The organism is Pseudarthrobacter sp. GQ63, from assembly GCF_059758765.1.
Genome location: NZ_JCAXEF010000005.1, coordinates 213,152 through 238,604, shown reverse-complemented (window position 1 = coordinate 238,604; position 25,453 = coordinate 213,152). Strand labels below are relative to the sequence as shown.

At 65.7% G+C, this 25,453-nt stretch carries 23 protein-coding genes and 1 tRNA gene; 11 read left to right on the top strand and 13 right to left on the bottom strand.

Annotated elements, in window-relative coordinates:
• Window positions 1-309: 309 nt before the first annotated feature.
• Genes AC6CHP_RS11665 through AC6CHP_RS11655 form a run of 3 tightly spaced genes read left to right on the top strand, consistent with a single transcriptional unit; the run spans window position 310 to window position 3,417 of the window.
• Window positions 310-1,878, top strand: coding sequence for an NCS1 family nucleobase:cation symporter-1 (locus tag AC6CHP_RS11665; protein ID WP_188726715.1), 1,569 nt, complete (start codon window positions 310-312; stop codon window positions 1,876-1,878).
• A 10-nt stretch (window positions 1,879-1,888) separates the two neighbouring features.
• Window positions 1,889-2,632, top strand: a complete 744-nt coding sequence (locus tag AC6CHP_RS11660; protein ID WP_188726717.1) for an aspartate/glutamate racemase family protein — start codon at window positions 1,889-1,891, stop codon at window positions 2,630-2,632.
• A gap of 23 nt (window positions 2,633-2,655) precedes the next feature.
• Entirely contained in the window at window positions 2,656-3,417 is a 762-nt protein-coding gene (locus AC6CHP_RS11655) for an SDR family oxidoreductase (RefSeq protein WP_188726719.1), read from the top strand.
• Window positions 3,418-3,446: 29 nt separating this feature from the next.
• On the opposite strand, the gene AC6CHP_RS11650 is transcribed toward AC6CHP_RS11655, so the two are convergent.
• Window positions 3,447-3,824: a sterol carrier family protein gene (locus AC6CHP_RS11650; RefSeq protein ID WP_498229970.1), complete on the bottom strand. Its 378-nt coding sequence runs from the start codon at window positions 3,822-3,824 to the stop codon at window positions 3,447-3,449.
• Window positions 3,825-3,949: 125 nt separating this feature from the next.
• Between AC6CHP_RS11650 and AC6CHP_RS11645 the strand changes: the two genes are divergently transcribed.
• Window positions 3,950-4,321 (top strand): VOC family protein, encoded by a 372-nt coding sequence (locus tag AC6CHP_RS11645; RefSeq protein WP_377195842.1) that lies wholly within the window; start codon window positions 3,950-3,952, stop codon window positions 4,319-4,321.
• Window positions 4,322-4,385: 64 nt separating this feature from the next.
• Here the strand turns inward: AC6CHP_RS11645 and AC6CHP_RS11640 are convergent, their stop codons facing one another.
• Window positions 4,386-5,402 (bottom strand): asparaginase, encoded by a 1,017-nt coding sequence (locus AC6CHP_RS11640; RefSeq protein WP_104184751.1) that lies wholly within the window; start codon window positions 5,400-5,402, stop codon window positions 4,386-4,388.
• A gap of 36 nt (window positions 5,403-5,438) precedes the next feature.
• The gene (locus tag AC6CHP_RS11635) at window positions 5,439-7,046 is read right to left on the bottom strand and encodes a molybdopterin-dependent oxidoreductase (protein ID WP_498229967.1); all 1,608 of its coding nucleotides are present in this window, start codon (window positions 7,044-7,046) and stop codon (window positions 5,439-5,441) included.
• Between the two features lie 111 nt (window positions 7,047-7,157).
• Between AC6CHP_RS11635 and purD the strand changes: the two genes are divergently transcribed.
• Together purD and AC6CHP_RS11625 are read left to right on the top strand one after the other, a co-directional pair.
• Entirely contained in the window at window positions 7,158-8,474 is a 1,317-nt protein-coding gene (gene purD, locus AC6CHP_RS11630; RefSeq protein WP_188726726.1) for a phosphoribosylamine--glycine ligase, read from the top strand.
• 1 nt (window position 8,475) lies between these two features.
• A complete protein-coding gene (locus AC6CHP_RS11625) occupies window positions 8,476-9,414 on the top strand; it encodes a phosphoribosylaminoimidazolesuccinocarboxamide synthase (RefSeq protein WP_498229965.1) in 939 nt (312 codons plus the stop codon).
• A gap of 36 nt (window positions 9,415-9,450) precedes the next feature.
• On the opposite strand, the gene AC6CHP_RS11620 is transcribed toward AC6CHP_RS11625, so the two are convergent.
• Window positions 9,451-10,716, bottom strand: a complete 1,266-nt coding sequence (locus AC6CHP_RS11620; RefSeq protein ID WP_104184747.1) for a helix-turn-helix domain-containing protein — start codon at window positions 10,714-10,716, stop codon at window positions 9,451-9,453.
• A 133-nt stretch (window positions 10,717-10,849) separates the two neighbouring features.
• On the opposite strand from AC6CHP_RS11620, the gene AC6CHP_RS11615 reads away from it, so the two are divergent.
• Window positions 10,850-11,065 (top strand): hypothetical protein, encoded by a 216-nt coding sequence (locus AC6CHP_RS11615; protein WP_104184746.1) that lies wholly within the window; start codon window positions 10,850-10,852, stop codon window positions 11,063-11,065.
• 104 nt (window positions 11,066-11,169) lie between these two features.
• Here AC6CHP_RS11615 and AC6CHP_RS11610 read toward each other — a convergent pair.
• From AC6CHP_RS11610 to AC6CHP_RS11590, 5 genes are all read right to left on the bottom strand, one after another.
• Window positions 11,170-11,246 (bottom strand) — tRNA-Pro (locus AC6CHP_RS11610).
• A gap of 68 nt (window positions 11,247-11,314) precedes the next feature.
• Window positions 11,315-13,141 carry an ABC transporter ATP-binding protein gene (locus tag AC6CHP_RS11605; protein WP_498229962.1) on the bottom strand — a complete coding sequence of 609 codons (1,827 nt, stop codon included), beginning with the start codon at window positions 13,139-13,141 and terminating at the stop codon, window positions 11,315-11,317.
• The gene (locus AC6CHP_RS11600; RefSeq protein ID WP_498229960.1) at window positions 13,138-14,958 is read right to left on the bottom strand and encodes an ABC transporter ATP-binding protein; all 1,821 of its coding nucleotides are present in this window, start codon (window positions 14,956-14,958) and stop codon (window positions 13,138-13,140) included. Before AC6CHP_RS11600 ends, AC6CHP_RS11605 begins: the two co-directional genes overlap by 4 nt.
• Window positions 14,959-15,111: 153 nt before the next feature.
• Window positions 15,112-16,059, bottom strand: a complete 948-nt coding sequence (locus AC6CHP_RS11595; protein ID WP_377195845.1) for a metallophosphoesterase — start codon at window positions 16,057-16,059, stop codon at window positions 15,112-15,114.
• Between the two features lie 6 nt (window positions 16,060-16,065).
• A complete protein-coding gene (locus AC6CHP_RS11590) occupies window positions 16,066-18,405 on the bottom strand; it encodes a transglycosylase domain-containing protein (RefSeq protein ID WP_188726737.1) in 2,340 nt (779 codons plus the stop codon).
• 37 nt (window positions 18,406-18,442) lie between these two features.
• Between AC6CHP_RS11590 and sp36 the strand changes: the two genes are divergently transcribed.
• The 3 genes from sp36 to AC6CHP_RS11575 are packed head-to-tail and all read left to right on the top strand — an operon-like array spanning window position 18,443 to window position 20,060.
• Window positions 18,443-18,598 carry a Sp36 family protein gene (gene sp36, locus AC6CHP_RS11585; protein ID WP_003797879.1) on the top strand — a complete coding sequence of 52 codons (156 nt, stop codon included), beginning with the start codon at window positions 18,443-18,445 and terminating at the stop codon, window positions 18,596-18,598.
• Between the two features lies 1 nt (window position 18,599).
• The gene (locus AC6CHP_RS11580) at window positions 18,600-19,133 is read left to right on the top strand and encodes a RidA family protein (RefSeq protein WP_066278949.1); all 534 of its coding nucleotides are present in this window, start codon (window positions 18,600-18,602) and stop codon (window positions 19,131-19,133) included.
• 15 nt (window positions 19,134-19,148) lie between these two features.
• On the top strand, window positions 19,149-20,060 hold the full coding sequence (locus AC6CHP_RS11575; protein ID WP_498229959.1) for an NUDIX hydrolase: 912 nt from the start codon (window positions 19,149-19,151) through the stop codon (window positions 20,058-20,060).
• Here AC6CHP_RS11575 and AC6CHP_RS11570 read toward each other — a convergent pair.
• Together AC6CHP_RS11570 and AC6CHP_RS11565 are read right to left on the bottom strand one after the other, a co-directional pair.
• Window positions 20,057-20,245 (bottom strand): hypothetical protein, encoded by a 189-nt coding sequence (locus AC6CHP_RS11570; RefSeq protein ID WP_188726741.1) that lies wholly within the window; start codon window positions 20,243-20,245, stop codon window positions 20,057-20,059. The genes AC6CHP_RS11575 and AC6CHP_RS11570 overlap by 4 nt on opposite strands.
• Window positions 20,246-20,511: 266 nt before the next feature.
• Window positions 20,512-21,189, bottom strand: coding sequence for a Crp/Fnr family transcriptional regulator (locus AC6CHP_RS11565; RefSeq protein WP_009359192.1), 678 nt, complete (start codon window positions 21,187-21,189; stop codon window positions 20,512-20,514).
• Window positions 21,190-21,452: 263 nt separating this feature from the next.
• On the opposite strand from AC6CHP_RS11565, the gene AC6CHP_RS11560 reads away from it, so the two are divergent.
• Window positions 21,453-22,637, top strand: a complete 1,185-nt coding sequence (locus AC6CHP_RS11560; protein WP_498229958.1) for a MarP family serine protease — start codon at window positions 21,453-21,455, stop codon at window positions 22,635-22,637.
• Between the two features lie 3 nt (window positions 22,638-22,640).
• Here AC6CHP_RS11560 and aroQ read toward each other — a convergent pair whose 3' ends face one another.
• Both aroQ and AC6CHP_RS11550 read right to left on the bottom strand, forming a co-directional pair.
• Window positions 22,641-23,102, bottom strand: a complete 462-nt coding sequence (gene aroQ, locus AC6CHP_RS11555; protein WP_188726752.1) for a type II 3-dehydroquinate dehydratase — start codon at window positions 23,100-23,102, stop codon at window positions 22,641-22,643.
• Between the two features lie 98 nt (window positions 23,103-23,200).
• Window positions 23,201-25,393 carry an alpha-galactosidase gene (locus AC6CHP_RS11550; protein ID WP_498229957.1) on the bottom strand — a complete coding sequence of 731 codons (2,193 nt, stop codon included), beginning with the start codon at window positions 25,391-25,393 and terminating at the stop codon, window positions 23,201-23,203.
• Window positions 25,394-25,453 lie beyond the last annotated feature (60 nt).

Here is a 25,453-nt window from a genome sequence, read left to right as displayed (position 1 = left end):
GCAGCCTCTTTTCGTCTTTGAATGCTGGGCCAGTGTTTTCGTATTGTGAGAAAACATTATTGCCATACGAGATTAGCCATCCGCTAGAAGGTGGGTCAAGCGCGATCGGCGGCGGTTCTTCCCCTGCGGCGAACTGTCGCCTGCCAGCCGATTGTGACCGCCGGCGCCTCTGCAACTCCTTGACCATAGGTGACCCAGGTCATACTCTTATTCCACTTAGCAATATCTACTTTTCGCAATGTGGAATAACAGAACCGGTCCCCCGACCAGCGCTCACCACTGCGAATCCTTCAAGAACCGGAGATCCCCATGCAGACCCCTCCACCGGTCGGCGTCGAAAAGGCTCCTGACCTGACAACGCCGTCAGACTCCTCAGCCCACTCCGCCGCAGGCGTCGAAGCTCTTTGTGAATCAGCCAGCGCAGCTTCAGGCCAGGCCATCAGCCCCACCCTCTACAACGTCGATCTTGCCCCCACCAAACGCGCCGGCCGGAGCTGGTCCGGCTACAGCATCTTCACCCTCTGGGCCAACGATGTCCACAGCCTCGGCAACTACGCCTTCGCCATCGGACTGTTCGCCCTGGGACTGGGCGGCTGGCAAATCCTGCTGGCACTCGGCATCGGAGCTGCCCTGCTCTTCGGCCTCCTGAATCTCTCCGGATTCATGGGTGTTAAGACCGGCGTCCCCTTCCCGGTGATGAGCAGGATCAGCTTCGGCATCCGCGGGGCCCAGATAGCCAGCCTCCTCCGCGGCGCGGTCGCCGTCGCATGGTTCGGCATCCAGACCTACCTCGCGTCCGTCGTCTTCCGCGTGATGCTCGTGGCAATGTTCCCGGGCCTTGGAGAACTGGACAAGGACTCCATCCTGGGGCTGTCCACCCTGGGGTGGATCGCCTTCGTCATCCTCTGGGTTGTCCAGCTGGTCATCGTGAGCTTTGGCATGGAGATGATCCGCAAGTACGAGGCCTTTGCCGGCCCCATCATCCTGGTCACCATGGCCGCCATCGCCGTCTGGATCTTCATGGAAGCCGGCGGCGCCATCGCCTGGTCCTCGGACAACGCCCTCGAAGGGCCGGAAATGTGGCTAACCATCTTCGCCGGCGGCGCCCTCTGGGTCTCCATCTACGGCACGTTCGTCCTGAATTTCTGCGACTTCACCCGCTCCGCCGTCTCCAAGAAGGCTGTGGTCCGCGGAAACTTCTGGGGCATTCCCATCAACATGCTCGTGTTCGGCGCCATCGTCGTGGTGATGGCCGGCGGGCAGTTCAAGATCAACGGCACCATCATCGAGAGCCCCTCGGACATCGTCCAGACCATCCCCAACACGCTCTTCCTTGTCCTGGCGTGCCTGGCACTGCTGATCCTGACCATCGCGGTCAACCTCATGGCCAACTTCGTGGCTCCGGTCTATGCCCTCACCAACCTGTTCCCCAAACACCTGGACTTCCGCAAGGCTGCCTTCGTCAGCGCCGTCATCGGCCTGGTGATCCTGCCGTGGAATCTCTACAACAACCCGCTGGTGATCGTGTACTTCCTGGGCGGCCTCGGCGCCCTGCTCGGCCCCCTGTTCGGCGTCGTCATGGCTGATTACTGGCTGATCCGCCGTGGCAAGGTCAACGTCCCCGAGCTGTACACCGCATCGCCGGAAGGCGCGTACTACTACAAGAACGGCGTCAACCCCAGGGCCATCATCGCCATGGTGCCGGCCGCCGTCCTGGCACTCCTCATCGCCTTCGTCCCGGCGCTGGCGGCGGCAGCACCGTTTGCCTGGTTCTTCGCCGCCGGCATCGCAGCCGTTGTGTACTTCTTCATCGCGGACCGCTCGCAGCGGCTCGAAGACCGCGACGGCGAGGCCATCGCCGTCGCCAGCAAACACTAAGGATCCCCTGATGCGCATACTCGTTGCGAACGTCAACACCACCCAGTCCATGACGGATTCCATCGCCGCTTCGGCACGCAGCATCGCGGCACCCGGCACGGAGATCGTGGGGATTACACCCCGGTTCGGGGCCGACTCCTGCGAAGGGAACTTCGAAAGCTACCTGGCCGCCATCGCCGTGATGGACGCCGTCACCTCCTACCAGGAGCCGTTCGACGCCGTGGTGCAGGCCGGCTATGGCGAGCACGGACGGGAAGGGCTGCAGGAGCTCCTGGACGTCCCGGTGGTGGACATCACCGAGGCCGCCGCCAGCACCGCCATGTTCCTGGGCCACAAGTACTCGGTGGTCACCACCCTGGACCGGACCGTTCCGCTCATCGAGGACCGGCTCAAGCTCGCGGGACTCGACGCCCGCTGCGCCTCCGTCCGGGCCAGCGGCATGGCCGTCCTTGAACTTGAGGAGGAACCGGAGCGCGCCGTGGAGGCCATCATCAACCAGGCGATGCTGGCCGTTAGCCAGGACAAGGCCGAGGTGATTGTGCTCGGTTGCGGCGGAATGGCAGGACTGGACGAGCAGATCAGGCTGCGGGCCGGAGTGCCCGTGGTGGACGGCGTGGCCTCCGCCGTGGCCATCGCCGAATCGCTGGTCCGCATGCGCCTGTCCACCTCCAAGGTGCGGACCTACGCTGCGCCGCGGCCCAAGACCGTCATAGGCTGGCCGCTGAACAGCACTGGCGTGCCCGCCGCCCTTTAGCAGCAGATCCCAAGGAGAACAGCGTGAACACTACCCCTCCCGCCGCGCGCGTTGCCGTCGTTACCGGGGCAGGTTCCGGCATCGGGCGGGAGGTGGCCCGGCAGATGCTGGCCGCCGGATACCGGGTAGCGCTGGCGGGCCGCCGGGAATCGCAGCTAAAGGAGACGGCGGACGATCACCCCGAAGCGCTGGTGGCGCCGTGCGACGTCACCCGGCAGGACGACGTCGAGCATCTTTTCGACGCCGTCCGCCGGAGGTGGGGCCGGGTGGACCTGCTGTTCAATAACGCCGGAGTGTTCGGTCCGGCAGCCAGCGTGGATGAGATTTCGCTGGAGGACTGGAACGCCACCCTCGCAGTCAACCTGACGGGTTCCATGCTGTGCGCCGCCGCCGCGGTCCGGGCCATGAAGGCGCAGGACCCGCAGGGCGGGCGGATCATCAACAACGGCTCCATCTCCGCGCACTCGCCCCGGCCCCGGACGGTGGCCTATGCCGTCACCAAGCACGCCATGACCGGCCTGACCAAAAGCATTGAGCTGGACGGGCGGGGCTTTGGGATCACGTGCGGGCAGATCGATATCGGCAACACGGCCACGGACATCATGGACACCATCGGCGTGGGCGCGGGGGCGCTGCAGGCGGACGGCAGCCGCCGGGTGGAACCGACCTTCCCGGTTGAGGACGCCGCCCGTGCGGTCCTGATGATGGCCGGCATGCCGCCGTCGGCCAGCGTCGGATCTGTGGTCATCACCGCCGCGGGGATGCCGTTCATCGGCCGCGGCTGACCCCCGGGCTGACCCAACAACTCGGGGTGTCAGAGGGGGAGCAGCGCGGAGAGGTCCGCGCGGAGGCCGGAGGCGGCAACCTTGTGCGCGGCCACCGCGTCCGTCCAGCCCAACTGGCCGGTCACCATCGCAAGCCAGGTGGCGGCGTCGCACTCAATGACATTGGGCGGCGTGCCGCGCGTGTGCCGCGGGCCTTCCACGCACTGGGTGACGCCGAACGGCGGCACCCGCACCTCCACCGAATTTCCCGGCGCCCGCGCAGTGACTTCCTCGAGCGTGTAGCGCACCGCCGTTGCCAGGATGGTCCGCGGGACAGGACCATCCGACGACGGTCCGGCGGCTTCGCGCCAAGCCTCCACCGCTGCGGCGCCTTCCTTCGGGTCGATCCGGCGACGGGCTACAGCCATGTTTCGGGCCCCTTTCGTGGGGATGCAGCGGCAAAGGCAACCAGAGTACCGCGGATGCTTAACAGTAAGGAATCGGGTGGGGGAGTACGATCGGTAGCACTCGTCACAACGGAAGGGAACGGCCCGTGCAGCTCGGCGCTTTCTCAGTAAGCCTCAACGTCAAGGACATCGCCGCTTCAACGGCTTTCTACGAAAAACTTGGGTTCACGCGTTTTGCCGGTGACATCGCGCAGAACTGGCTGATCCTGAAAAACGGCCAGGCGGTGGTGGGGCTTTTCCAGGGGATGTTGGAGAGGAACGCCCTGACTTTCAACCCCGGCTGGGACCAGGACGCCCAGCCGCTGGAGTCCTTCACTGATATCCGTGACCTCCAGCGGGAGCTGCAGGGCCACGGTGTCAGTTTCGCCAGCGAAGCGGAGGAAGGAACAACCGGGCCCGCGAGCTTCATTGTTGTTGACCCGGACGGCAACCCGGTCATCGTGGACCAGCACGTGTGAGGCGTCAACCCGTGCATGCCCAGTCCAGAAGCGCCAGGTCCGGAAGCGCCTGGTCCGGAAGCACCTAGTCCAGAAGCGCAGAGACCGCCGGGCCAAGCCGGATCTTGCCCACCGGCCGGCCGCCGCCCATGACGGGATCAACCACCCTCTCCAGGACGCCGGCAACAGCGGGGATGTCCACCGCGCCGGCCGCGGCCAGGAGGGTCAGGGCCACCAGTGAGGTGGCACGCACGTTCCCGTCCAGGATCTTCACGGCCACGGAAACACCTTGCGCTGTGGCCATGGCCAGTACGCCTTCCGCGCCGATTTTGGCAATAATCTCCAGCTCATCCATGACCAGCGTGTTGGCCTCGCCAATCCCCTGGACGGCCCACGGGTAGTCCAGCATGGACGTGGCGATGGTGGCGGCGCGGGCGCTGAAGCTCTGATCGCCCGGTGCTTTTGCCAGCTGCGAGTACCCCCGGGCAAGTCCCTTGAGGGACACCGCTGCCACGGGTGCGCCGCAGCCGTCGATACCCAGGTGGGCAATCTTCTCACCCGTGTATTCCTCCACCACGGTGCGGACCCGCTGCTGCAGCGGATGGTTGGGCTCCAGATAGCTGTGCGTGTCCCACCCGTTCTCCGTGCAGGCCCACAGGAAAGCTGCGTGCTTACCGGAGCAGTTGAACGCCAGGCGCGACTTCCCCTTTTCGGAGCGCACCAGCCAGTTCCGGGCCGTCTCATCCTGCGGCCACGCCTCCGGGCACTGCAGCTGGTCCTCACGGACTCCGGCGGCCTTGAGCATTCCTGCCACGACGTCCATATGGTCCAGGGAACCGGTGTGGCTCCCGCATGCAACAGCTACCTGGGCGCCCCGCAGCGGGACGCCGGACTGCATGGACGCCAGGGCCTGGAAAGGCTTGAGCGTGGACCTGGCCAGGATGGGCGTGTTGATGTCGCCCAGCTCAGTGACCACGGATCCGTCCGCTGCCAGGAGGACGGCGGACCCGATGTGCCGGGATTCCACAAAACCGCTGCGTTCGACGACGGCCAGTTCCACGGCGGAGTCCACGGTAAAGGTGGCATGGGGGTTGTGGGGCATGGTGCCAGTCTATGGGTCGCCCCCCGGAATGCTGCGCTATTCCACGGTGACCATCACGGACTGCCACCCGGACGCGCCGTCGGGAACAGGGTCGGCGCGCTGGTCCGTCTGCACCTCCCCGGAGCCGTCGGTGGCCCGGACCTTGATGTAGTGCTGCCCGGGAGTGGCGTCCCACTGGTAGGACCATTGCCGCCAGGTGACCAGCGACGCCTCCGTGGACAGCTCGGCTTCCATCCAGTCGCCGTCGTCCACCTGGATTTCCACCTTGGTGATGCCCCGTGTCTGTGCCCAGGCGGTGCCGCCCACGGCAACCTTCCCGGCAGGTACCTTGGCGAAGGACTTGGGAACGTCCACCCGCGCCATGGTTTTGATGGGGCCGCGTTCGGACCAGCCCCGTTCCGTCCAGTACGCCTTGCTGTCGGCGAACCGGGTGACCTCCAGGTCCACCACCCACTTGGTGGCGGAGACAAACCCGTACAGGCCGGGGACCACCATCCGCACCGGGTAGCCGTGCTCCAGCGGGAGCGGCTCACCGTTCATGCCGATGGCCAGCATTGCGTCGCGGTCGTCCTGGAGCACCTCCAGGGGCGTTGAGGCGCTGAAGCCGTCGATGGACGTGGAGAGCACCATGTCTGCTCCGTCCTTGGGCCGGGCACGCTTGAGTACTTCGCGGAGGGGGAACCCCAGCCATTTGGCGTTGCCGGCAAGGTTTCCGCCCACGGGGTTGGACACGCAGGTGAGTGTCACATGGGACTCGATCAGGTCGGCGTCGAGCAGGTCCTGGAACGTGAGCCGGACTTCCTCCTCAACCATGCCGTGGACCCGAAGCTCCCAGTCCGCCACGTCGATTTCCGGCACGCTGAGTGCGGTGTCGATGCGGTAGAACTCGCCGTTTGGCGTCACCCAGGGCGCCACTCCGGGCACCGGAGACTGCACGCCGGCTGGAACGGGCGGCGCCGCCTTGGCGGGCGAGGGCAGTTGCAGGGAATCCCGCGCCTGGAGGATATTGCTGCGGGCGGCACCCAGCATCCGGCCACCTGTGGCGGCCAGTCCGGCAGCGGCTGCGGTGATTCCAGCCGCCGCGAAAAAGCGGCGGCGGCTGGTTGCGGCGCGGGGCGTCTTTCCCGGCCCGGCCACCACGTCAGGGTAGTCAGCGACGGCGCTGCCGGCCGGCGCTTCCGGCCACGCCTTGGTTGCCGGCAGCTTTGTGATCAGGAACCGCAGCACCAGGATGCCGGCCAGGGTTCCGGCCACTGACGGCAGCGCTTCGAAGGGCCCGACGCCGGCGCGGGTCACCACGCTGGCCACGATGACGGCACCCATGAACAGGACGCCGAGGACACCCAGCGCCCATCTGCGGTGGGCCACCACGCCCAGCACGCACGCCAGCGAAGTTATGGTCACGCCCATGCCCGCGAAGAGGGCAACTTTGTCATTGGTGCCGAACGTGGCGATGGCGAAGTCCTTCAGCCACGACGGCGTGAAGTCGATGAAAGTTGATCCCAGGGCTATGAGCGGCGTGGCGCGGGCGGTGAAGAAGGCCCCGAGCAGTTCGGCCACGGCAAGGACGACGGCGGCCGCCACCACCCCTGCCAGCGCCGCCATGGCAGTGGGTCCCCGGAACCAGTTCTTCAGTTTCTCCATGACGGGTATTCGGAGCGGACAGGGTCCGGGATTGTCGCCGGGACGCCGGTGAGGCATTGGCGGTGACACAGCTTAGGAGCACGCAGGGTGCACAAAGTACCCTTGGAGACTGTGAAGGTACTCGTCATTGGCCCCGGAGGCCGCGAACACGCCATTGTCCGCTCCCTGCTCGCCGACCCCAACGTGTCCGAGGTCCATGCAGCACCCGGCAACGCCGGCATCAGCAAACTGGTCCCCACCCACAAGATTGACGGCAACGATCCTGACGCCGTCGCCGCACTCGCCAGCAGGCTGACCGTGGACCTGGTGGTGGTTGGCCCCGAAGCGCCGCTGGCCGCGGGTGTGTCCGACGCCGTCCGCGAGGCGGGCATCCCCGTGTTCGGTCCGAGCAAGGCCGCAGCCCAGCTGGAAGCGTCCAAGGCGTTCGCGAAGGAAATCATGGCCGAAGCGGGAGTGCCCACGGCCATGGCGATGGTGGCCACGAACGCCGAGGAGGCCGAATCGGCCCTTGACACCTTCGGTGCACCCTACGTGGTGAAGGATGACGGGCTCGCCGCAGGCAAGGGCGTGGTGGTCACCAAGGACCGCGGGGAGGCCCTGGCCCATGCGCAGTCCTGCTTCGATGCCGGCGGCTCCGTGGTGATCGAGGAGTTCCTGGACGGTCCAGAGGTTTCGCTGTTCGTCCTCTGCGACGGCCACAACACTGTGGCGCTTTCGCCCGCCCAGGACTTCAAACGGATTTTCGATAACGACGAGGGCCCCAACACCGGCGGCATGGGTGCCTACACTCCGCTCGAGTGGGCACCGGAAGGCCTTGTCCAGGAAGTCATTGAGCGCGTGGCCCAGCCCACCGTCAACGAGATGGCCCGCCGCGGCACCCCGTTCGTCGGCGTGCTGTTCGTGGGTTTGGCCCTCACCTCGCGCGGCACCCGCGTCATCGAGTTCAATGTCCGCTTTGGCGACCCGGAAACACAGGCCGTGCTGGCACGGCTGAAGACCCCGCTCGGCGCCCTGCTGCTGGCAGCCGCCAAGGGCGAACTGGACAAGGCAGAAGAGCTGCGGTGGGCCAGGGAAACTGCCGTCGCCGTCGTCGTCGCGTCCGAAAACTATCCTGACACTCCCCGCACGGGGGACCGCATCCGCGGGCTCAAAAAGGTGGAGGAGCTCGACGGCGTCCACGTCATCCATGCCGGTACGGCCTTCGACGAGGACGGCAAAGTGGTGTCCGCGGGCGGGCGCGTGCTCGCCGTCGTCGCCCTCGGCAGCGACCTCGTGGACGCGCGTGAAAAAGCGTACGACGGCGTGGAGCTGGTCCAGCTTGAAGGCTCGCAGTTCCGCACCGACATTGGCGGAAAAGCCGCCCGCGGGGAAATAAAGGTCCCCTCCACCGCCAGCGCATCCCTCCACGGGACCAAGACGAAGGCCTGACATGAGCAACGATCCAGCACCCCGCGGTTTCAACACCAAGACCCTCGACCTTCCCGGATGGACCCACGTCTACTCCGGCAAAGTCAGGGACCTCTACGAGCCGGCAGACGAGGCGATCCTGCAGCGCGTGGGCCAGGACTGCGTGCTGGTGGTGGCCAGCGACCGGATCAGCGCCTTCGACCACGTCCTGTCCTCCCTGATTCCGGACAAGGGACGCATCCTCACCCAGCTCAGCTTGTGGTGGTTCGACCAGCTGGACGTGGACCACCACGTCCTGGGCTCCACAGTGGAAGACGGCGTCCCGGCCGAGGTGGAAGGCCGGGCCATGATCTGCAAGAAGCTGGACATGTTCCCGGTGGAGTGCATCGCCCGCGGCTACCTCACAGGCTCCGGCCTGCAGGAGTACAAGGCCTCGGGGACCGTGTGCAGCATTCCGCTGCCGGAGGGCCTGGTTGACGGGTCGCGGCTGGACCACGCCATCTTCACGCCGTCGGCCAAGGCCGAGGTGGGCGAGCATGACGAGAACATCACGTACGACGCCGTGGTGGCCATGGTGGGCGACGACATCGCCGGACGCCTGAGCGAGCTCACGCTCAAGATCTACAACACCGCTGAGAAAATTACCCGTGAACGTGGCATTATCCTGGCCGATACAAAGGTCGAATTTGGGTATGACCCCGTCACGGGGCTTATCACCCTGGGGGATGAGGTGCTGACGCCGGATTCCTCGCGCTTCTGGGATGCCGCCACCTACCAGCCGGGCCAGGCACAGCCGTCCTACGACAAACAGTATGTGCGCGATTGGCTGACGTCTGCTGAATCAGGCTGGGACAGGTCCTCGGATACGCCGCCACCGGCGCTGCCCAACAAGGTTGTTGACCGTACACGCGGCCGCTACGTCGAGGCCTACGAGAAACTGACGGGGAAAACCTTCGCCTGACGGAGCCCCAGCTGCTCCCGGCGGATGGTGCTTTACCTAGCTGGCTTTGGCAGCGGCCGCGGCGCGCTGCTGTGCCAGCTTTATTTCCAGGACCGCGTCCATTGCCTGCTGGACGCGGTCAGCCGCTCCTGCCGCACTGAAGGCCTTCTGGGCTTCCTCGAGGTGCACCAGGGCTTCCTCGGATTCGCCTGCGGCCTTGAGGGACTTGCCCAGCAGCAGCGAGACTTCACCGGCGGTGTGCTTTGCCAGGCTGGCGCGCTCCGCATGGATTTCGCGGAGCTTCTCGACGGCGGCAACAATGTCCCCGGTCAGGTACAGCCAGCGGGCGCGGATGAAGGCGACCTCCAGCTGGTCGGACTTGTTGCCACCCACGATGGACAGGGCCAGTTCGGCCCGTTCGATCGATGACAGTGTCTCGGGCTCAACGATCCCAGAGGACAGGCGAACGGCCGCAGAGGCTTTGTTGAACCGTGCCCACAGTTCGATGTCGTTGGCGGGGGAGAGCAGCCGGGCTGCCCGTTCGTGGTGCTTGATGCCTTCCTGGTAATCGTGCCGCATGAAGGCCACGTTGCCGATCACCCAGGCCACTTCGCCGGCGAGCTGGGACATGGAGTGCTCATCCACGTGGTCGATCATCGCCTGGCAGTATTTCCAGGCTTCGTCCAGCCGGCCGCTTTCGGCCAGTGCGCCGATCAGTGCCCGGTGGGCGCCGATGATGAGCGTGGAACCCTTCGGCAGCTGCGAACACAGCCGCACGGCCTCCATGGCGTGGTCCACGGCTGCGCTCAGCTGGCCCTGGCCCTGGGCGATGCCGGCGAGCATCTGCCGGGCCCGTACAGCGAGGCCTGCTGATTCCGTGGCCATGGGGTGCTCCAGCAGGTGCTGCATGATGCGCTGGCATTCCTGCCAGTTGCCCTGCTTGATGAGGCACTCCGCCTGCATGTACGTCATGTTCCACCAGGCGCTCGTGTTCCTGCCTTCGAGGGCTATTTTGGCAGCTGTGGCGGCGTGGCTTGCCGCAAGCTGGTAGTCCCTCAGGTCCCACGCCTGCCGGGCGTACAACCCGGCGAGGACGTATTCGGCATCGCTCACCGAGATGGGCTGGCTCCAGGCTTCGAGTGCCTTGGGTGCCAGTTCCAGCCTGCGTGCAAGTTCCTCGATGACCTCCGCCGTAGGTTCCCTGCGGCCGGTCTCAAGTAGTGAAATATAGCTGGGGGAATACAGGTCCTTTCCCAGTTCCGCCTGTGTCAGCCCCCGTTCGAGACGCTCCGCACGGAGCTTCTCCCCGAATCCGTTGCCCACGGGATTTCCTCCTTTTCCGGACGGTCTTCGTACAAAATGCTTGACAGTCCCTGTGGAAAACATTTTACAATGTATGTCAACAAGGACAGTGCTGGCTTTGTAACGAATCCGACTCGTATTGAGGAACCCATTTATGTTGAAGAAGATCGCAACCGCGGCCGTACTGGCAGGCGCCCTTGCTTTTTCTGCTGCGGCTCCAGCTGTCCTGTCTGCCGGTTCCATCGCGGACTCCACCAGTATTTCGGCAAAAGTTGGAAACTGGCCTGACCCGATGTCCAAGAAGACCAAGGACAAGGGTGCAGATACCTCGTACACCACGTACGTAGGCAACTGGCCCGACCCGATGTAATAGCTTCCTCACACAGGAGGCGAGGACGGCCCCGGAGCGCAAGCTTCGGGGCCGTTCCTTTTAAGGAGAAAAGAGGGCCTCCGCAAGGAGACCCTCTTACTTTTTGGTCGGGATGACAGGATTTGAACCTGCGACCTCTTCGTCCCGAACGAAGCGCGCTACCAAGCTGCGCTACATCCCGATCCGCTGCAAAAGCAACTTTACAAGGATAGCCGATGCCGGGTCCCGATGCGAAATCCCGGACGAAAATCAGACCAACGAATCCTTCCAGGCGCCGTGGAGGTCCGCAAAGCGGCCGCCGCCGCCAATGAGTTCAGCCGGGCTGCCGTCCTCCACGATCCGGCCGTCATGCACCACCAGTACCCTGTCAGCGGTTTCCACCGTGGACAGGCGGTGGGCAATGATGAGCGCCGTCCTGCGGGCCGCTTCCGTGCCCGCCAGGAGCCGAGCCAGGCCCTGCTGCACCAGCCTCTCGGACGGGATGTCCAGGGAGGACGTTGCCTCGTCCAGGATCAGCACGGCCGGACGGGCCAGGAACGCCCGGGCAAAACTGATGAGCTGCCGCTGTCCGGACGAGACGCGACCGCCGCGTTTATTGACGTCGGTGTCGTAGCCATCAGGCAGTTCCATGATGAAGTCGTGGGCGCCTACGGCTTTGGCCGCGTCCTCGATCTCCGCCCGGGAAGCCTCCGGGCGGCCCAGGGCAATGTTGTCCGCCACCGAGCCGCTGAACAGGAATGCCTCCTGGGTGACCATCACAATGTTGCGGCGCAGGTCCGTGGTGCCCAGGTGGCGGACGTCGACGCCGTCGAGCGTGAGGGAACCAGCGGAGACGTCGTAGAAGCGTGCTATCAGCTTCGCCAGCGTGGACTTACCGGCACCCGTCTGTCCTACCAGGGCAACTGCCTGTCCCGCGGGAATGTGGAGGTCCAAAGTGGGGACAATCAGCGGGCCCTCGCCGTAGCGGAACTCCACGCCGTTGAAGTCGATGGCTCCCTTGGCCTGCTTCAGGGCAACCGGGTTCCTGGGCGGGCGGACCGTGGGCACCTCTTCCAGGAGCCCCGACACCTTCTCAAGCGCGGCCTGCGCACTCTGGAAGGAGTTGTAGAACATGGCCATCTGGTCCACCGGCTGGAAGAACCGTTTGGTGGAGAGGATGAGCGCCAGCAGCACCCCTACCTCCAGGTCACCGCCGAGGACGCGGAAGCCGCCGAAGAGCAGGACCACGGCCACGCAGACGTTGCCGATCAGGACCAGCCCCGGCTGGAAGATGCCGTTGAGGTTGATGGAGCGCACGGTGACCCGCCGGTAGTCCTCGGCAAGCTGGCCGTACCGGCCCGAGTTTTCCTGCTCCTTGCGGAAAGCCTTGACGGCGCGGATTCCGGTCATGGTTTCCACGAAGTGCACAATGAGCCGGGCGGACACCACACGGGATTCGCGGAAGGCTATCTGGGAGTGCTTCTGGTACCAGCGGGCCAGGAAGAACATGGGCACGCCGGCGGCCAGCACCAGCAGGCCGCTCCGCCAGTCAAGGGCAAACACGGTGATGGCGGTGAAGACCATGAACAGCATGCCTGACGCCAGCGAGCTGACGCCGGAGTCCAGGAGTTCGCGGAGGGCTTCCAGGTCCGAGGTCTGCCGGGCGATGATCCGGCCCGACGTGTACTTTTCGTGGAACTCGAGGCTCAGCCGCTGGGTCTGGCGGAAGACCCGGAGGCGCAGGTCCAGCAGCATGGCCTGGCTGAGCTTCGCGGTGGAGGTGACGTACAGAGCCGTGAGCCCCGCCGTCGCAATGGCAGCAAGGAGGTAGGCGGCGCCGGTGAACACCAGGGGTGCGTTGTCCCCGGCCTGCAGGGCAGGCAGGGCACGGTCGATGCCAAAGGCGATCAGCGCCGGACCGGCCACCCTTGCTGCCTGGGAGAGGACCACCATGGCGATGGTCAGCCAGAACCGGAGCCGCACCGGCCGGATCAGTGACCGCAGGAGCGCCAGTGACCGCCGTCGGACGGCCCTGCTGTCACTCTTGCTGAGGTGCGCGTTGTCTTCATTGGCAGTGCCGAAGGAGGCGGCGCTCATCGGGTGACCTCCGCTTCCTGGATAGCTGCTTCTTCCTTGAGGTCCGAGAGTTCCGTGTCCAGGTCCCGGGGTTCCTGGTCCAGGCTCGCAATGACATAGCGGTAATGGTCGTTGCCCGCCAGCAGTTCCGTGTGGGTTCCGACGGCGGTGATCCGGCCTTCCTCAAGCAGCGCCACCCGGTCCGCAAGGGCCACGGTGGACGGCCTGTGCGCGACGATCAGGGTGGTGGTGTCCTTCAAAACGGCACGGAGCCGGGTCTCCACCAGTTCCTCCGTATGGACGTCAAGGGCGGAGAGCGGGTCATCCAGCACCAGCACGCGGGGGCGGGCCGCGATGGCACGGGCCAGGGCGATCCGCTGGCGCTGCCCGCCGGACAGGCTCAGGCCTTCCTCGCCGATCAGGGTGTCCAGGCCCTCCGGCAGGGAGTACGCGAAGTGTGCCTGGGCAACATCCAGGGCTTCCTCCAGGACGGCGTCGCTGCGGACGGGGGCACCGAGCAGCACATTGTCCCGGACGGAGTTGGAGAACAGGGTGGTGTCCTCGAAGGCCACCGCCACGATGCGGCGCAGCTCCTCCACGTCGAAGTCCCGCAGGTCCACGCCGTCGATGCTGATGGATCCGTCGGTGACGTCGTACAGCCGGGGCACCAGCTGGAGCAGCGCGCTCTTGCCGCTGCCCGTGATTCCCACCAGGGCCATGGTTTCACCCGGCCGGACGTCCAGGCTGACGTTCTCCAGGATGGGTTTGTCCGGGGCATCCTCGTAAGCAAAGGTGGCGTTGTGGAATTCGAGGGCGCCCGCGAGCTGGCGCGGCAGGCGCGGTTCCGGGGGACTGGTGATGGTGTTGGCGGAATCCATGACTTCGTAGTGGCGGTCGACGGCGGTCTTGGCAGTGAGTGCCATGGCCAGCAGCATGCCGGAGAATTCCACAGGTGAGGCAATGACGGCCGCCGTGGCAAAAAAGGCCACCAATGCGCCGATGCTCAGTTGCCCGCTGGCACAGAGCATGATGCCCACCACCAGGCCCGCTCCGAGGGCAAGTTCCGGCAAGAGTGTGACCACCATGGTGAACATGGCCTGGTGGCGCGCTTTGTCGATCTCTGTTTGGCGCAGCTCTTCGGCTTGTTCCTCGAAGTTTTCGAGTGCTTCCCGGCTGCGTCCAAAGGCCTTGAGCACACGGATGCCGTGTACCGATTCCTCCACCGTGGTGGCCAGGTCGCCTGCCTGGTCCTGGCTGCGGCGGGCAACCTTGCTGAAGCGGGTGCGGAACCGGAAGCTGTACGCCATGATGGGCACGGCCGCGGCCAGGAAAATCAGGGCCAGCTGCCAGCTCATGGCGAACATAACGGCAATACCGATAATTACGGTGAGCGTGGTGACCACCAGCATGATGGCGCCAAACGCCATCCAGCGGCGCAGGAAGTTGAGGTCCGTCATGGCGCGGGACAGGAGCTGGCCTGAGCCCCAGCGGTCGTGGAAGGAGACCGTGAGCTCCTGCAGGTGGTCGTAGAGGGACACACGCATCCGGGTCTCCACTGTGGTGGCGGGATTGATCACGAACTGGCGGCGGAGTGCCACCAGTCCCGCCTCAGCTATGCCCAGGACCAGGATGACGCCGGCCGAAACCCAGATGGCTTCGCTGGCGCCGCCCGGCTTCAGCGACTCGTTGACCAGCACCCGCAGCACCTGGGGGATCGCCAGCGCAACGATACTGGCCAGCAGCGCGCACACGAGTCCCAGCAGCAGCCGTGGAATGATGGGCCGGACATGGGGATAGAGACGACTGATCGATCGAAAAAATGAAGATTGCTTGGCCATGCCCGCTTCTCAAGCTCTAAAACGAATGTAGTTTCCCTTAGCAACTACCCTATGCCATGGACGTGAGGCGGTTCACAGGAATTTCGGCGTGATAAAGAGCTTGCCCAGTTATTGCGTTCCGCAATGCAGCATGATGCTGCACGCGCAGCAGGATCAGCTGGGTGAGGTGAGGGTCAGCAGTACTGCCTCGGGCTTGCAGGCGATCCTTACCGGGGCGAAGCGGGAGGTGCCGATGCCGCCGGACACGTTGACCGGCGTCGTACTTCCGTTGCTCTGCCAGTCATTAAGCCCTTTCGCACGCCACGTGGGAAGGTCGCAGTTGGCCACCAGCGCGCCGTAGCCCGGGATGCATATCTGGCCCCCGTGCGTGTGGCCGGCCAGCAGGAGGTCCGCGCCGTTTTCGGTGAAGTGGTCCAGCACCCGCTGGTAGGGCGCATGGATGACGGCCACTTTGAGGTGGTCTGCGGCGTCCTGGTTTACGGTTCCACGGGGCCAGCCGGCGTACTTTTCGCGTTTCAGGTGGGGATCGTCAACACCGGAGAAATCAAAGCGCATGCTGTTCAGCACCAAGGACTGGTGGCGGTTGGTCAGGTCCACCCAGCCGGCCATGCCGAAACCTGAGCGCAGCCGGGGCCAGTCCAGCATCTTGGGTTTGGGCTTCACCTTGGAGGGCCCCAGCAGGTACAGGGCAGGATTCTTCGGGCTCGGCGCGAAGTAGTCGTTGGAGCCTGGAACGAAAACCCCGGGGAAGTCCATCAGCGGGCGCAGGGCGGCCAGAAGGGGGTCCACGGCTTTGGGGTGGCTGAGGTTGTCGCCGGTGTTGGCCACCAGGTCCGGCTTGAGGTCAGCCAGCGACTGAAGCCAGGCCGCCTTCTTTTTCTGGCCGGTAATGAAGTGGATATCGCTCAGGTGGAGGATGCGGAACGGGTTGTGTCCCGGCGGCAGGATCGCCAGGGTTTCCTCGCGGAGGACGAACTGGTCCTTCTCCCACAGGCCATACCCGAAGGCGGCTGCCCCGGCGGCAGCGCCGGCTCCGGCGGTGACGGCAAGGCCGCGTCCGAGGGTGCGGGCGCGGCCGGCCAACGTGTTGGTCGATGTCATCGGCGGCTAGCCGTTTCCGTTTCCGTTGCCATTCCCGTTGCCGCTGTTGGTCGGCTGCGGAGCAGGCTCGGGGGCGGCCGGTGCGGCTGGGGCTGAGGGGGCGGGCGGCTGGGTTGCCGGAGCCTGGGGTGCCTGAGTTGTGCGCGGCGCCGTGGTGGCCGGCGTGCGTGTGTTGCCGCCACCGTTGATCATGGAGCTGGGCGGGGCAGGGAACGGCTCGGTGCCGTAGGCGGGCGCAATCCGGGACATGAAGTTCGAGAACATTGGCCCGGCAATCATGTAACCGTCAATGCCCGGGTAGAACTTTCCGTTCACGGTGATGTTCTGGCCGGAACGGTCCTGGGCGCCAAGTGCGTCACCAAACCAGGCGGCCGTGGCAAGGCCGGTGGTGTGGCCGACAACCCAGGTTGAGCCGTTGTTGTTCGAGGTACCGGTCTTGGCACCGATGGGGAAGCTGGTCCGGGTGGAGATGCGGGGCTGGATCAGGGAGCCGGAGCCGCGGTTCAGTACTTCCTGGAGGGCGTAGTTCACGCCGCGGGCAACCTCGGGCTTGACCGCATCCCGGCAGCTGCTGGACTGTGCCGGGAGGGTGCCCCCGGTCTGGTCAGTGACGGCGGTGATGGCGATGGGCTCGCAGTACTTGCCGTCATTGGCGAAGGTGGCGAAGGCGCTGGCCATGGTCAGCGGAGCCGTCTGGGTGGACCCCAGCAGGTTGCCCAGCGTGGACATGTTGATCTTCGGGTTGGGCTCGCCGTCAGCCGGGAGTCCGCCATGAAGGCCGGTTGCGTCAACAATTTTTTGGATTCCGCAGAAGTCCAACTGTGCCGCCGACGCAAAGGTGACGGTGTTGATGGAGTTGTACAGCCCTTCGAGGACGGACAGCGGCCGGTACCACTGGGGTTCCGCGTTCTGCAGGTCGTCAGCGGCGCCGAGTGACTTTTCCGCGGTGTTGTAGGCGCCCGTGACCTGGCCACAGGAGTTGCGCCACTTGAAGTTGAGCGGGTAGCGGCGCTGGGCGGCATTGACCACGGTATTCATGGATTTGCCCTCCTCAAGCCACTGGGCGAACGTGAACGGCTTCATGGTGGAGCCGGGCTGCGCGCCGCCCAGGCCGTTGAGGTCGTTGCCGTCCTTGTCCAGCTTGTCCACGTTGAAGTTCACCTGCGAGTCGAAGGCGCCTTCGGCGGGCAGGAAGGAAGTGTTCTGGGCCATCGAGACGATCTTGCCGGAGTTGGGCTGCACGGACACCATGGCAGCTCCCCACTTGTCCGGGTTGGCGCCGGCGGAGGCATTGACCTGCTCCTGGGCAGCTGCCTGTGCGTTCGGGTCGAGCGTTGTGGTGATGGTGAGGCCGCCGCCGTAGATGAGGCGAAGGCGTTCTTCACGGTCTGCACCATATGCCGGGTTGTTTTCCAGCAGGTGCAGCACGTAGTCGCAGAAGTACGGGGCGGTGGACGCGTAGGCGCAGCCTTGCCGGGCGGGCGTGACGTTGGTTTCCACGGGGGTGGCGACGGCGGCGTCGTAGTCTGCCTGCGTAACCTTGCCCTGGTCCAGCATCAGGCTCAGCACCAAGTCACGGCGCTGCTTGGCGTTCTCCGGGTTGGCGATGGGGTCGAACGCGGACGGGCTGTTGACCAGGCCGGCCAGCAGCGCAGCCTGCGGAAGGGTGAGGTCCTTGGCGGTGGTGCTGAAGAAGAACCTGGACGCGGCTTCAATACCGTAGGCGTCGCGGTTGAAGAACACGATGTTCAGGTAGCCCTCAAGGATCTGCTCCTTGCTGAACTCCTTCTCCAGGGCAATGGCGAGCTTCATCTCCCGGAGCTTGTCGCCCACGCCCTTGTTCACGCCATTGAGCTTGATGTCCTCGTCCCTGCCCTCGGCGGCGAGGTTTGAGTTGAGGACGTTGTTGACGTACTGCTGGGTGATCGTGGACGCGCCCTGCCGGTTTCCGCGCGCGGTGCTGACCAGCGCACGCAGGATACCCGTGGTGTCCACGCCGCCATGCTCGTAGAACCGGCTGTCCTCGACGGCGATGACGGCTTCCTTCATGAACGGCGAGATCTGGTCCAGGGCAACCTTGGTGCGGTTCTCCTTGTAGACGCTCGCGATCTCGCTGCCGTCCGCAGCCAGGATCCTGGTGGTCTGGTTGGGCGGATCGACCTTCAGCTCATCCGGAAGAGTGTCGAAGAACTCGATCGAACCGCTGGCTGCGCTGCCTGAAACAGCCGCCGCGGGAACCAGCAGGCCTGCTACCAGGACACCACAAATCGCACTCACGCCAAGGAAAACGAGGATTTTTCCGAGGGTGGTGGCAGTGTCGAATAATGGGTTCGTACGAGTCGCCATGTTTTCCACTTTACCGGCAAGGACTAGTCTTTCTCTCATGACCAAATGGGAGTACGCGACGATTCCGCTCATTATTCACGCCACAAAGCAGATTCTTGACCAGTGGGGAGACGACGGCTGGGAGCTGGTCCAGGTTGTCCCCGGACCTGACGGGAACGGCCTGGTTGCCTACCTCAAGAGGGAGAAGCAGTAGCATGAGCACCTCCGCACAGGCCCAGCCAGGCGCGGCTGACGCCCCGGTTTCCGCTGTTGAGCAGCGGCTCGCAGACCTTGGGCTTACCCTTCCGGAAGTGGCTGCGCCCGTGGCCGCTTACGTCCCGGCGGTGGTCTCCGGCAGCCACGTGTACACGTCCGGACAGCTTCCCTTTATTAACGGCAAACTCCCGGCAACAGGCAAAGTCTCGGCAGGGACCGAAGGATACGCCGACGAGCCCACCGTTTCACCCGAGGACGCCCAGCGGTTCGCAGCCATTTGCGCCGTCAACGCCCTGGCGGCCGTCAAGAGCGTCATCGGCGACCTTGACCGGATCACCCGCATCGTCAAGGTTGTGGGATTCGTCTCGTCCGATCCTTCCTTCACCGGCCAGCCCGGTGTCATCAACGGAGCCTCGGAACTGCTGGGACGCGTACTCGGTGACGCAGGCCAGCACGCACGTTCCGCCGTCGGCGTCTCCGTGCTGCCCCTCGACTCTCCCGTCGAGGTCGAACTGATCGCCGAATTTAGCTAGGACCGGTCGTTTCCCTTGCCTCACCTCGCCCGGCGGCTCTTCGCCCTTCCCCAGGACCTTGAAGGGGCGGCTCAGAGCTGGCTCGAACATGGCGAACGGACCCCGCGGGCAGCACGCCTTGCATCCTCGGTAGTGCTGCTGCGGGATTCCCCAACCGGCCTGGAGACCTGGCTGGCGTACCGGCCGGGCTCCTCGCCGCTGGGCGTCCTGGCGTTTCCCGGCGGCTCGCTGGACGCGGCCGACGACGATCCCGTCTCTTGGCTGGGCCCGTCGCCACAGCATTGGGCTGAGCAGATGGGGACGGACGACGTCGGGCTGGCGCGCCGCCATGTGCTGGGCGCCATCCGCGAGCTCTTCGAGGAAACCGGCCTGCTGCTGGCCGGGACTGACATGGCCGGCACCATTGAAGCGACGTCAACCCCGGAATGGATGCGCGCCCGCGTTGCGGTTGCCGAGCAGGAAAAGACCTTCCCGGAAGTCCTGGCAAAGCGGGGGCTGTCGGTCCGGACGGACCTGCTCAAGTCCCTGGTCAACTGGCGCAGTCCCGATTTCGCCCACCGCCGGTTCGACACCCGCTACTTTGCGGCCACCGTCCCCCTGAACCAGCAGCCCACCCTGTTGGAGGGCAAAGGTATGTGGGGCCGGTGGGTCAATGCCGCGGACGTCATCGCCGAACGCCACACTACGGCCCTGGGCGACGAAGTGGGCCAAGAAAATACTGTTGGCCGCACCTTGGGGGAACTGCTGGTCCCCGGCTCCGAGATCATGCTCGAAAAGATGGCCGCGGCCAATGGCTGCATCGCCTATCTCAGCTATAAGCGCAAGGCCCATGTGTACCAGCCGGTCCTGGTTGAAGAGGACGGCAAGCTGATGCTTGAGGTGGAGGCCGCCAAAACAACTGCTGACGACCCCCAACGCGAACGCTAGATTCGCCTGAGCGTGGAGTACGGGCGGCTGGGAAGGGTCCCTGCGGTCCAGTCCTGGGCGGGTGGTTCCAGCGGAATCCGGCCAAGGCCGTCGCGGATGACCAGGACCACCGTGCCGGCTGCGGCGGCCAAGGCCGCCAGTCCCAGCAGGATCAAAAGGACACCCATAGCCACTGACATCGCCATGCACCTCGTGCCTTAATTTTACCGCCGCCCCACCGGACGCTCTCTCACTTGACGCGGGTTTTGGCGTGACGCTCTCTCACTTAACGCGGGTTTTGGCGTGACGCTCTCTCATTCGGACTGCCGCGGTGAGAGAGGGTGTGGGAAAAGGCTGCAGGAGGTGAGAGAGGGTGTGGGAAAAGGCTGCAGGAGGTGAGAGAGGGTGTGGCCGGGTTAACGCAGAAGGCCGCCCCCGTGAACAGTTCACGGGGGCGGCCTTCTGCTTGGGGCTAGCGGGAGCGCTGGCGGAGGCGCTGCATGTCCAGGATGACGACGGCGCGGGCTTCCAGCCGCAGCCAGCCGCGCTGGACGAACTCGGCGAGGGCCTTGTTGACGGTTTCGCGGGAGGCACCCACCAGCTGGGCCAGCTCTTCCTGGGTGAGCTCGTGGGCAACCAGGACGCCGTCCGTTGCGGGGCGGCCGAAGCGGTCGGCGAGGTCCAGGAGTGCCTTGGCTACGCGGCCCGGAACGTCGGAGAAGACGAGGTCGGACAGCGAATCGTTGGTGCGGCGGAGCCGGCGGGCCAGGGCCTGCAGGAGCTGCGCAGAGACCTCGGGGCGGGTGCGGAGCAGGTTGTTCAGGCTCTCGTTCTTAAGGCCGGCCAGCCGGGTCTCGGACACTGCGGTAGCCGTTGCGGTGCGGGGGCTGGGGTCGAAGAGGGCCATTTCGCCGAAGAGTTCACCCGGTCCCAGGATTGCCAGGAGGGATTCGCGGCCGTCAGGAGACGTCCGGCCGAGCTTCACCTTGCCGGAGACGATGAAGTAGAGCTGGTCACCCTGGTCGCCCTCGCGGAACACCGAAGCGCCGCGGGACAGGTCCACCTCGGTGAGCTCGTCCGTCAGCAGACGGAATGCGTCGTCGTCGAGCGTGGCGAAAAGGGGTGCTCGGCGCAGTACCTCGATGTCCATGAAATCTCCTGAATAAAAGTGTCGGCTGTGGCGCTTGTGCCATTGTTTCAGAATTTTCAAGGTTCTGTGACGAACTTGGCAGGCGAAACGCCCTGATACGGGGCCGCAGCGCCACCACCGGAGGCGTCACGGGACGTCGCAGGGGCGGCTTGGAGGCGATTGGGGAGGCGCCCTTGGGAGGCCTGCCAGCAGGGATGGGCTGTCCAGAGAACTGTCAGTGACCACCACTAGAATGGGTGTTCAACTGTTTATAAGGAGCCTTAGTGGTCGGCTTGACTGTCCTGGACCTGATCCTGATCCTGGCACTGCTGTCCTACCTGGTTTATGGCCTGCGGAACGGTTTCCTCGTGACGGCGGGCGGTATCGCAGGGTTTGCGGCCGGAGCCGTGGCTGCCTTCTTCGCGGTCCCCCTGGTGAGCGGCTTCGTTGAGGACTCCGGATGGAGACTGACCGCCATCGTGGCGGCCGCCGTCGTGCTGGTGGTCCTGGGGCACGGCCTGGGGACGATGGCAGGCCGGCAAATCCGCGGCGCCGTGCGGATCCGGCCCCTCCGGGCGGTGGACCGCCTGGTGGGCGGAGCCGTGAACGTGGTGGTGTCCGCGCTGGTGATGTCCATGCTGGCCTTCAGCGTCAGCTCCCTGGGTGTTCCGTTCGTGTCGCAGCAGCTGGCCGAGTCCAGGGTCATCCGCTTGATCGACGGATTGACGCCCGTCCCCGTCAAGGCCACCATGGCGCAGCTGCGCTCCACCGTGATCGGCAACGGCATCCCCACGTTGCTGGAGGGCCTTGAACAGGGGCCGGCAGTGCCGGTGCCGAACGCGAGTACTGACACTCCCTCGCTGAACCGGGCCGCGGAATCGGTGCTCCGGATCGCCGGGACCGCGTACCAGTGCGGCCAGAACCAGACGGGCACGGGGTTTGTGGTGTCAGAGGACCGGGTGGTCACCAACGCACATGTTGTGGCGGGCGTGTCGCAGCCGGTAGTGGAAAAGCCCGACGGCGGAGCGATGCCAGGGCGGGTTGTCTACTTCGACACCAAACACGACCTTGCGGTGCTGGCTGTGGACGGCCTGCAGGCAACCCCGCTGGCGCTGGGCCGGGACCTGCCCGGCGGCAGTCCGGCAGCCTTCGCTGGGTATCCCCACGGCGGCCCGTTCCAGTCCAAGCCCGCCACGGTGCAGGACATCACCACTGTCCTGGTGCCGGACATCTACGGCAACAACGCGTCGCCCGAGGAGATCTACCGGCTTGCCGGGGACGTGCAGCCGGGGAACTCGGGCGGGCCGCTCCTGACCATGGACGGCCAGGTGGCAGGCGTAATTTTCGCGAAAGCGACAGCGGATACGGCGATGGGATTCGCCATCACCATGGATGACCTCACTCCTGTGGCATCGCAGGCGGCGTCCCTCTCCGCGCCGGTGTCCTCCGGGCAGTGCATCCAGAAGTAGCGGCTAGAGGACCTCTGCGAGGTAGTCAATGGCCAGCCGGTACCCCACAACGCCTGCGCCCACAATGACCGCAGAGCAGACGGGGGAGAGGTACGAGTGGTGCCGGAATTCTTCGCGCTGGTGCACATTGGTGATGTGGACCTCGACGGCGGGAAGCTGCACGGCGGCAAGGGCGTCCCGGAGGGCCACCGAGGTGTGGGTGAAGGCGCCTGCATTGATGACGATCCCCGCGGCGTTGTTCCGGGCGGCGTGGATGACGTCGAGCAGGACGCCTTCGTGGTTGGACTGGACGCATTCTGCCGTGAAGCCGTGGGCCTCAGCGGCGGCCGCGGCCAGCTGCTCCACGTCGGCCAACGTCGAGGTGCCGTATTTTTCCGGCTCGCGGGTTCCCAGCAGGTTCAGGTTTGGCCCGTTGATCACGAGGATGGTGCGGCCGGCGGCAGAGTCTGTGGAGGCGTCAGTCATGGATGACAATCTATCGGCTGGCGGTGGGCGCCGCGCATTCTTACACATTCCCAGAACGCGCGGCACCCCTATCGATTGGTCCCCACCGGCCGGGCGGCTCAGAGGGCCGTGAGCTTCAGCAGCAGCGCGTGCTCGGGGTTGAGGTTGGGCATGGGCAGGCCCACCTCGGCGAGGAAGCGTCCGTTGGCCACTGCCCCATCAGCCAGCCAGGCCGGTGGCTGCACCTGGGTGTAGGTGTGGCCGTAGTCGGCGTCTTCGGGAGTGGGGAAGACTGCCTCCACCCGGTACGTGCGCCCGGCCTCCAGCCCGGGAATCCCGATCCGGCCAGGCTCCTCCGCTGCGGAGGTGCGGGTGCTGACCAGGGCGAACAGGCCCGCAGTCGTGCCAGCACCGGCCGGTGCATCGGTGATGACTCCGTGCACCAGCAGGGCGTCACCGGCCACGTCCGCGTGGACGCGGCGTCCGCTGTGGAGGAGGCCGCGGTGTTCCTTGAACAGGGCGATGAAGCGCTTGAGCTCCTCCCGGTCCTTGCCCTGGACGCCGCGGATGTCCCACTCCATGCCGAAGTGGCCGAACAGCGCGGTGATGGCACGGAAAGAGAGGTCGTGGGTGCGGGCGGTGGTGTGCGAGGTGGTGGGCCCGATGTGGCTGCCCACCAGTTCCGGCGGGACCACGGCGCCGGTCCAGCGCTGGATGGTCTGCCGCTCCAGCGCATCGTTGCAATCCGACCCCCAGATCCGGTCGGTGCGTTCCAGGATCCCCAGGTCCACGCGCGCGCCGCCGGATGAGCAGGATTCAATTTCGACGCCGGGATGGGCCTTGCGGAGCTCGTCGAACAGCCTGTACGCGGCGAGGGTCTGCTCGTGGACGGAAGATCGGCCGGCGTGGCCGTGCTCCAGCAGGTCCCGGTTCTGGTCCCATTTGAGGTAGCTGATGTTGTTCTCGCTCAGGAGCGCGTCGATCCGGCTGTAGATGTACTGCCACGCCTCCGGGTTGACCAGGTCGATGATGTGCTGGTTCCGCCATTCCAGGGGCAGGCGGCCGCCGTCCTTGTGCTGCACCGCTGACGGGCCAACGATCCAGTCCGGGTGCGCCCGTGCGATATCGGAATCCAGGTTGACCATTTCCGGCTCCACCCAAAGCCCGAACTCCATGCCGCGGGAGGTCACGGCCTCGATCAGCGGGGTCAGCCCCTTGGGCCACAGGGTCTCGTCGACGTACCAGTCGCCGAGGCCGGCGTGGTCGTCGCGGCGGCCGCGGAACCAGCCGTCGTCGAGCACGAAGCGCTCAACGCCAAGGTCGGCAGCGGATTCAGCCAGCTCGATCAGCGTGTCCAGGTTGTGGTCGAAGTACACGGCCTCCCAGGTGTTGAGCACAACGGGGCGAGGTTTCCCGGCGGGCAGTCCGGTGGAGGCGGCAGGGAGGACGTGGTGCGCGCGGGACCGGAACCAGCTGTAGAAGGCCTCGGTGATCCCGTCCAGCCCATGGTCGGAGTAGGCGGCGAACAGTGCCGGGGTGGTGTAGCTGCCGCCGGGTTCGAGGATGACCTCGGCGGGGCCCAGGAGTTCGGAGCCGCCGATCATGGTCCGGCCGTCGCCAATGGTGTCCGCGAACTGTTCGTGGTTGCCGCTCCAGGCCAGGTGGGTGGCCCAGACCTTGCCGTGGCGGTTGCCAAAACCGGTGGTGCCGGCGGCAAAGAGGAGGGAGGAGTCGTGTCCGGTGCGCCCGTGCCGGCCGGTCCGGACCCAGGTGCCCTGCTGGATGGCGCGGCGCTGCGGGTGCCGTTCCCGGCACCAGCGGCCGGTGAGGTCAAGGAGTTCGACGGCGTCCGGCGCCACGGGGAGGACGGTCGCCAGTTCGTCGAGCTGGTACGGCGTGGTGCCGTCGTTGGTGACGGTGTGCCGCATCTCCAGCAGCCCGGCGTCGTGAAGGGTGAGGGTGGATTCGACCGTGATCCCGGCGTCCGGGTCCGACTGGACAATGACCGCGGAGCCGCCGTCGGCGCCTGCTGTCACAACGCGGAGGCGGGCCGAGAAATCAAGCCCGGAGACGCCGTCGGCCGTCCGGGAGCCGCGCAGGGCGGCCCGGCCGCGCCAGGAGGACGACGCCTGGGGGAGGAGCGCTGCGGGGACGCGTGCGTCGATGGCGGAGTGCGGGACCGGGGACGTGAGGATGGCCAGGTCAGGCAGGTCCGCGCCCAGGTCTGCGCCCCAATGGACCACCTCGGCCTCTCCGCTGTCGAAGCTGATCACCAGGCTGGTCCCGGCGGAACGGAGGTGGAGGGGGTCCATAGGGGAAATCTCTTTCGTCGTTGTGCTGTATGTCTGGAGGAGCTGGAGTGTCGTATGCGC

What these genes read in the sequence shown, in the direction of transcription:
- AC6CHP_RS11595 (WP_377195845.1), bottom strand. Translation starts at nt 16,059, where the DNA reads ATGACATCGACCAACACGTTGGCCGGCCGCGCCCGCACCCTCGGACGC.
- AC6CHP_RS11605 (WP_498229962.1), bottom strand. Translation starts at nt 13,141, where the DNA reads ATGAGCGCCGCCTCCTTCGGCACTGCCAATGAAGACAACGCGCACCTC.
- AC6CHP_RS11570 (WP_188726741.1), bottom strand. Translation starts at nt 20,245, where the DNA reads ATGGCGATGTCAGTGGCTATGGGTGTCCTTTTGATCCTGCTGGGACTG.
- AC6CHP_RS11580 (WP_066278949.1), top strand. Translation starts at nt 18,600, where the DNA reads ATGAGCACCTCCGCACAGGCCCAGCCAGGCGCGGCTGACGCCCCGGTT.
- AC6CHP_RS11635 (WP_498229967.1), bottom strand. Translation starts at nt 7,046, where the DNA reads ATGGAGAAACTGAAGAACTGGTTCCGGGGACCCACTGCCATGGCGGCG.
- AC6CHP_RS11625 (WP_498229965.1), top strand. Translation starts at nt 8,476, where the DNA reads ATGAGCAACGATCCAGCACCCCGCGGTTTCAACACCAAGACCCTCGAC.
- AC6CHP_RS11665 (WP_188726715.1), top strand. Translation starts at nt 310, where the DNA reads ATGCAGACCCCTCCACCGGTCGGCGTCGAAAAGGCTCCTGACCTGACA.
- AC6CHP_RS11640 (WP_104184751.1), bottom strand. Translation starts at nt 5,402, where the DNA reads ATGCCCCACAACCCCCATGCCACCTTTACCGTGGACTCCGCCGTGGAA.
- AC6CHP_RS11650 (WP_498229970.1), bottom strand. Translation starts at nt 3,824, where the DNA reads ATGGCTGTAGCCCGTCGCCGGATCGACCCGAAGGAAGGCGCCGCAGCG.
- AC6CHP_RS11565 (WP_009359192.1), bottom strand. Translation starts at nt 21,189, where the DNA reads ATGGACATCGAGGTACTGCGCCGAGCACCCCTTTTCGCCACGCTCGAC.
- sp36 (WP_003797879.1), top strand. Translation starts at nt 18,443, where the DNA reads ATGACCAAATGGGAGTACGCGACGATTCCGCTCATTATTCACGCCACA.
- AC6CHP_RS11615 (WP_104184746.1), top strand. Translation starts at nt 10,850, where the DNA reads ATGTTGAAGAAGATCGCAACCGCGGCCGTACTGGCAGGCGCCCTTGCT.
- AC6CHP_RS11590 (WP_188726737.1), bottom strand. Translation starts at nt 18,405, where the DNA reads ATGGCGACTCGTACGAACCCATTATTCGACACTGCCACCACCCTCGGA.
- AC6CHP_RS11660 (WP_188726717.1), top strand. Translation starts at nt 1,889, where the DNA reads ATGCGCATACTCGTTGCGAACGTCAACACCACCCAGTCCATGACGGAT.
- aroQ (WP_188726752.1), bottom strand. Translation starts at nt 23,102, where the DNA reads ATGACTGACGCCTCCACAGACTCTGCCGCCGGCCGCACCATCCTCGTG.
- AC6CHP_RS11600 (WP_498229960.1), bottom strand. Translation starts at nt 14,958, where the DNA reads ATGGCCAAGCAATCTTCATTTTTTCGATCGATCAGTCGTCTCTATCCC.
- AC6CHP_RS11550 (WP_498229957.1), bottom strand. Translation starts at nt 25,393, where the DNA reads ATGGACCCCCTCCACCTCCGTTCCGCCGGGACCAGCCTGGTGATCAGC.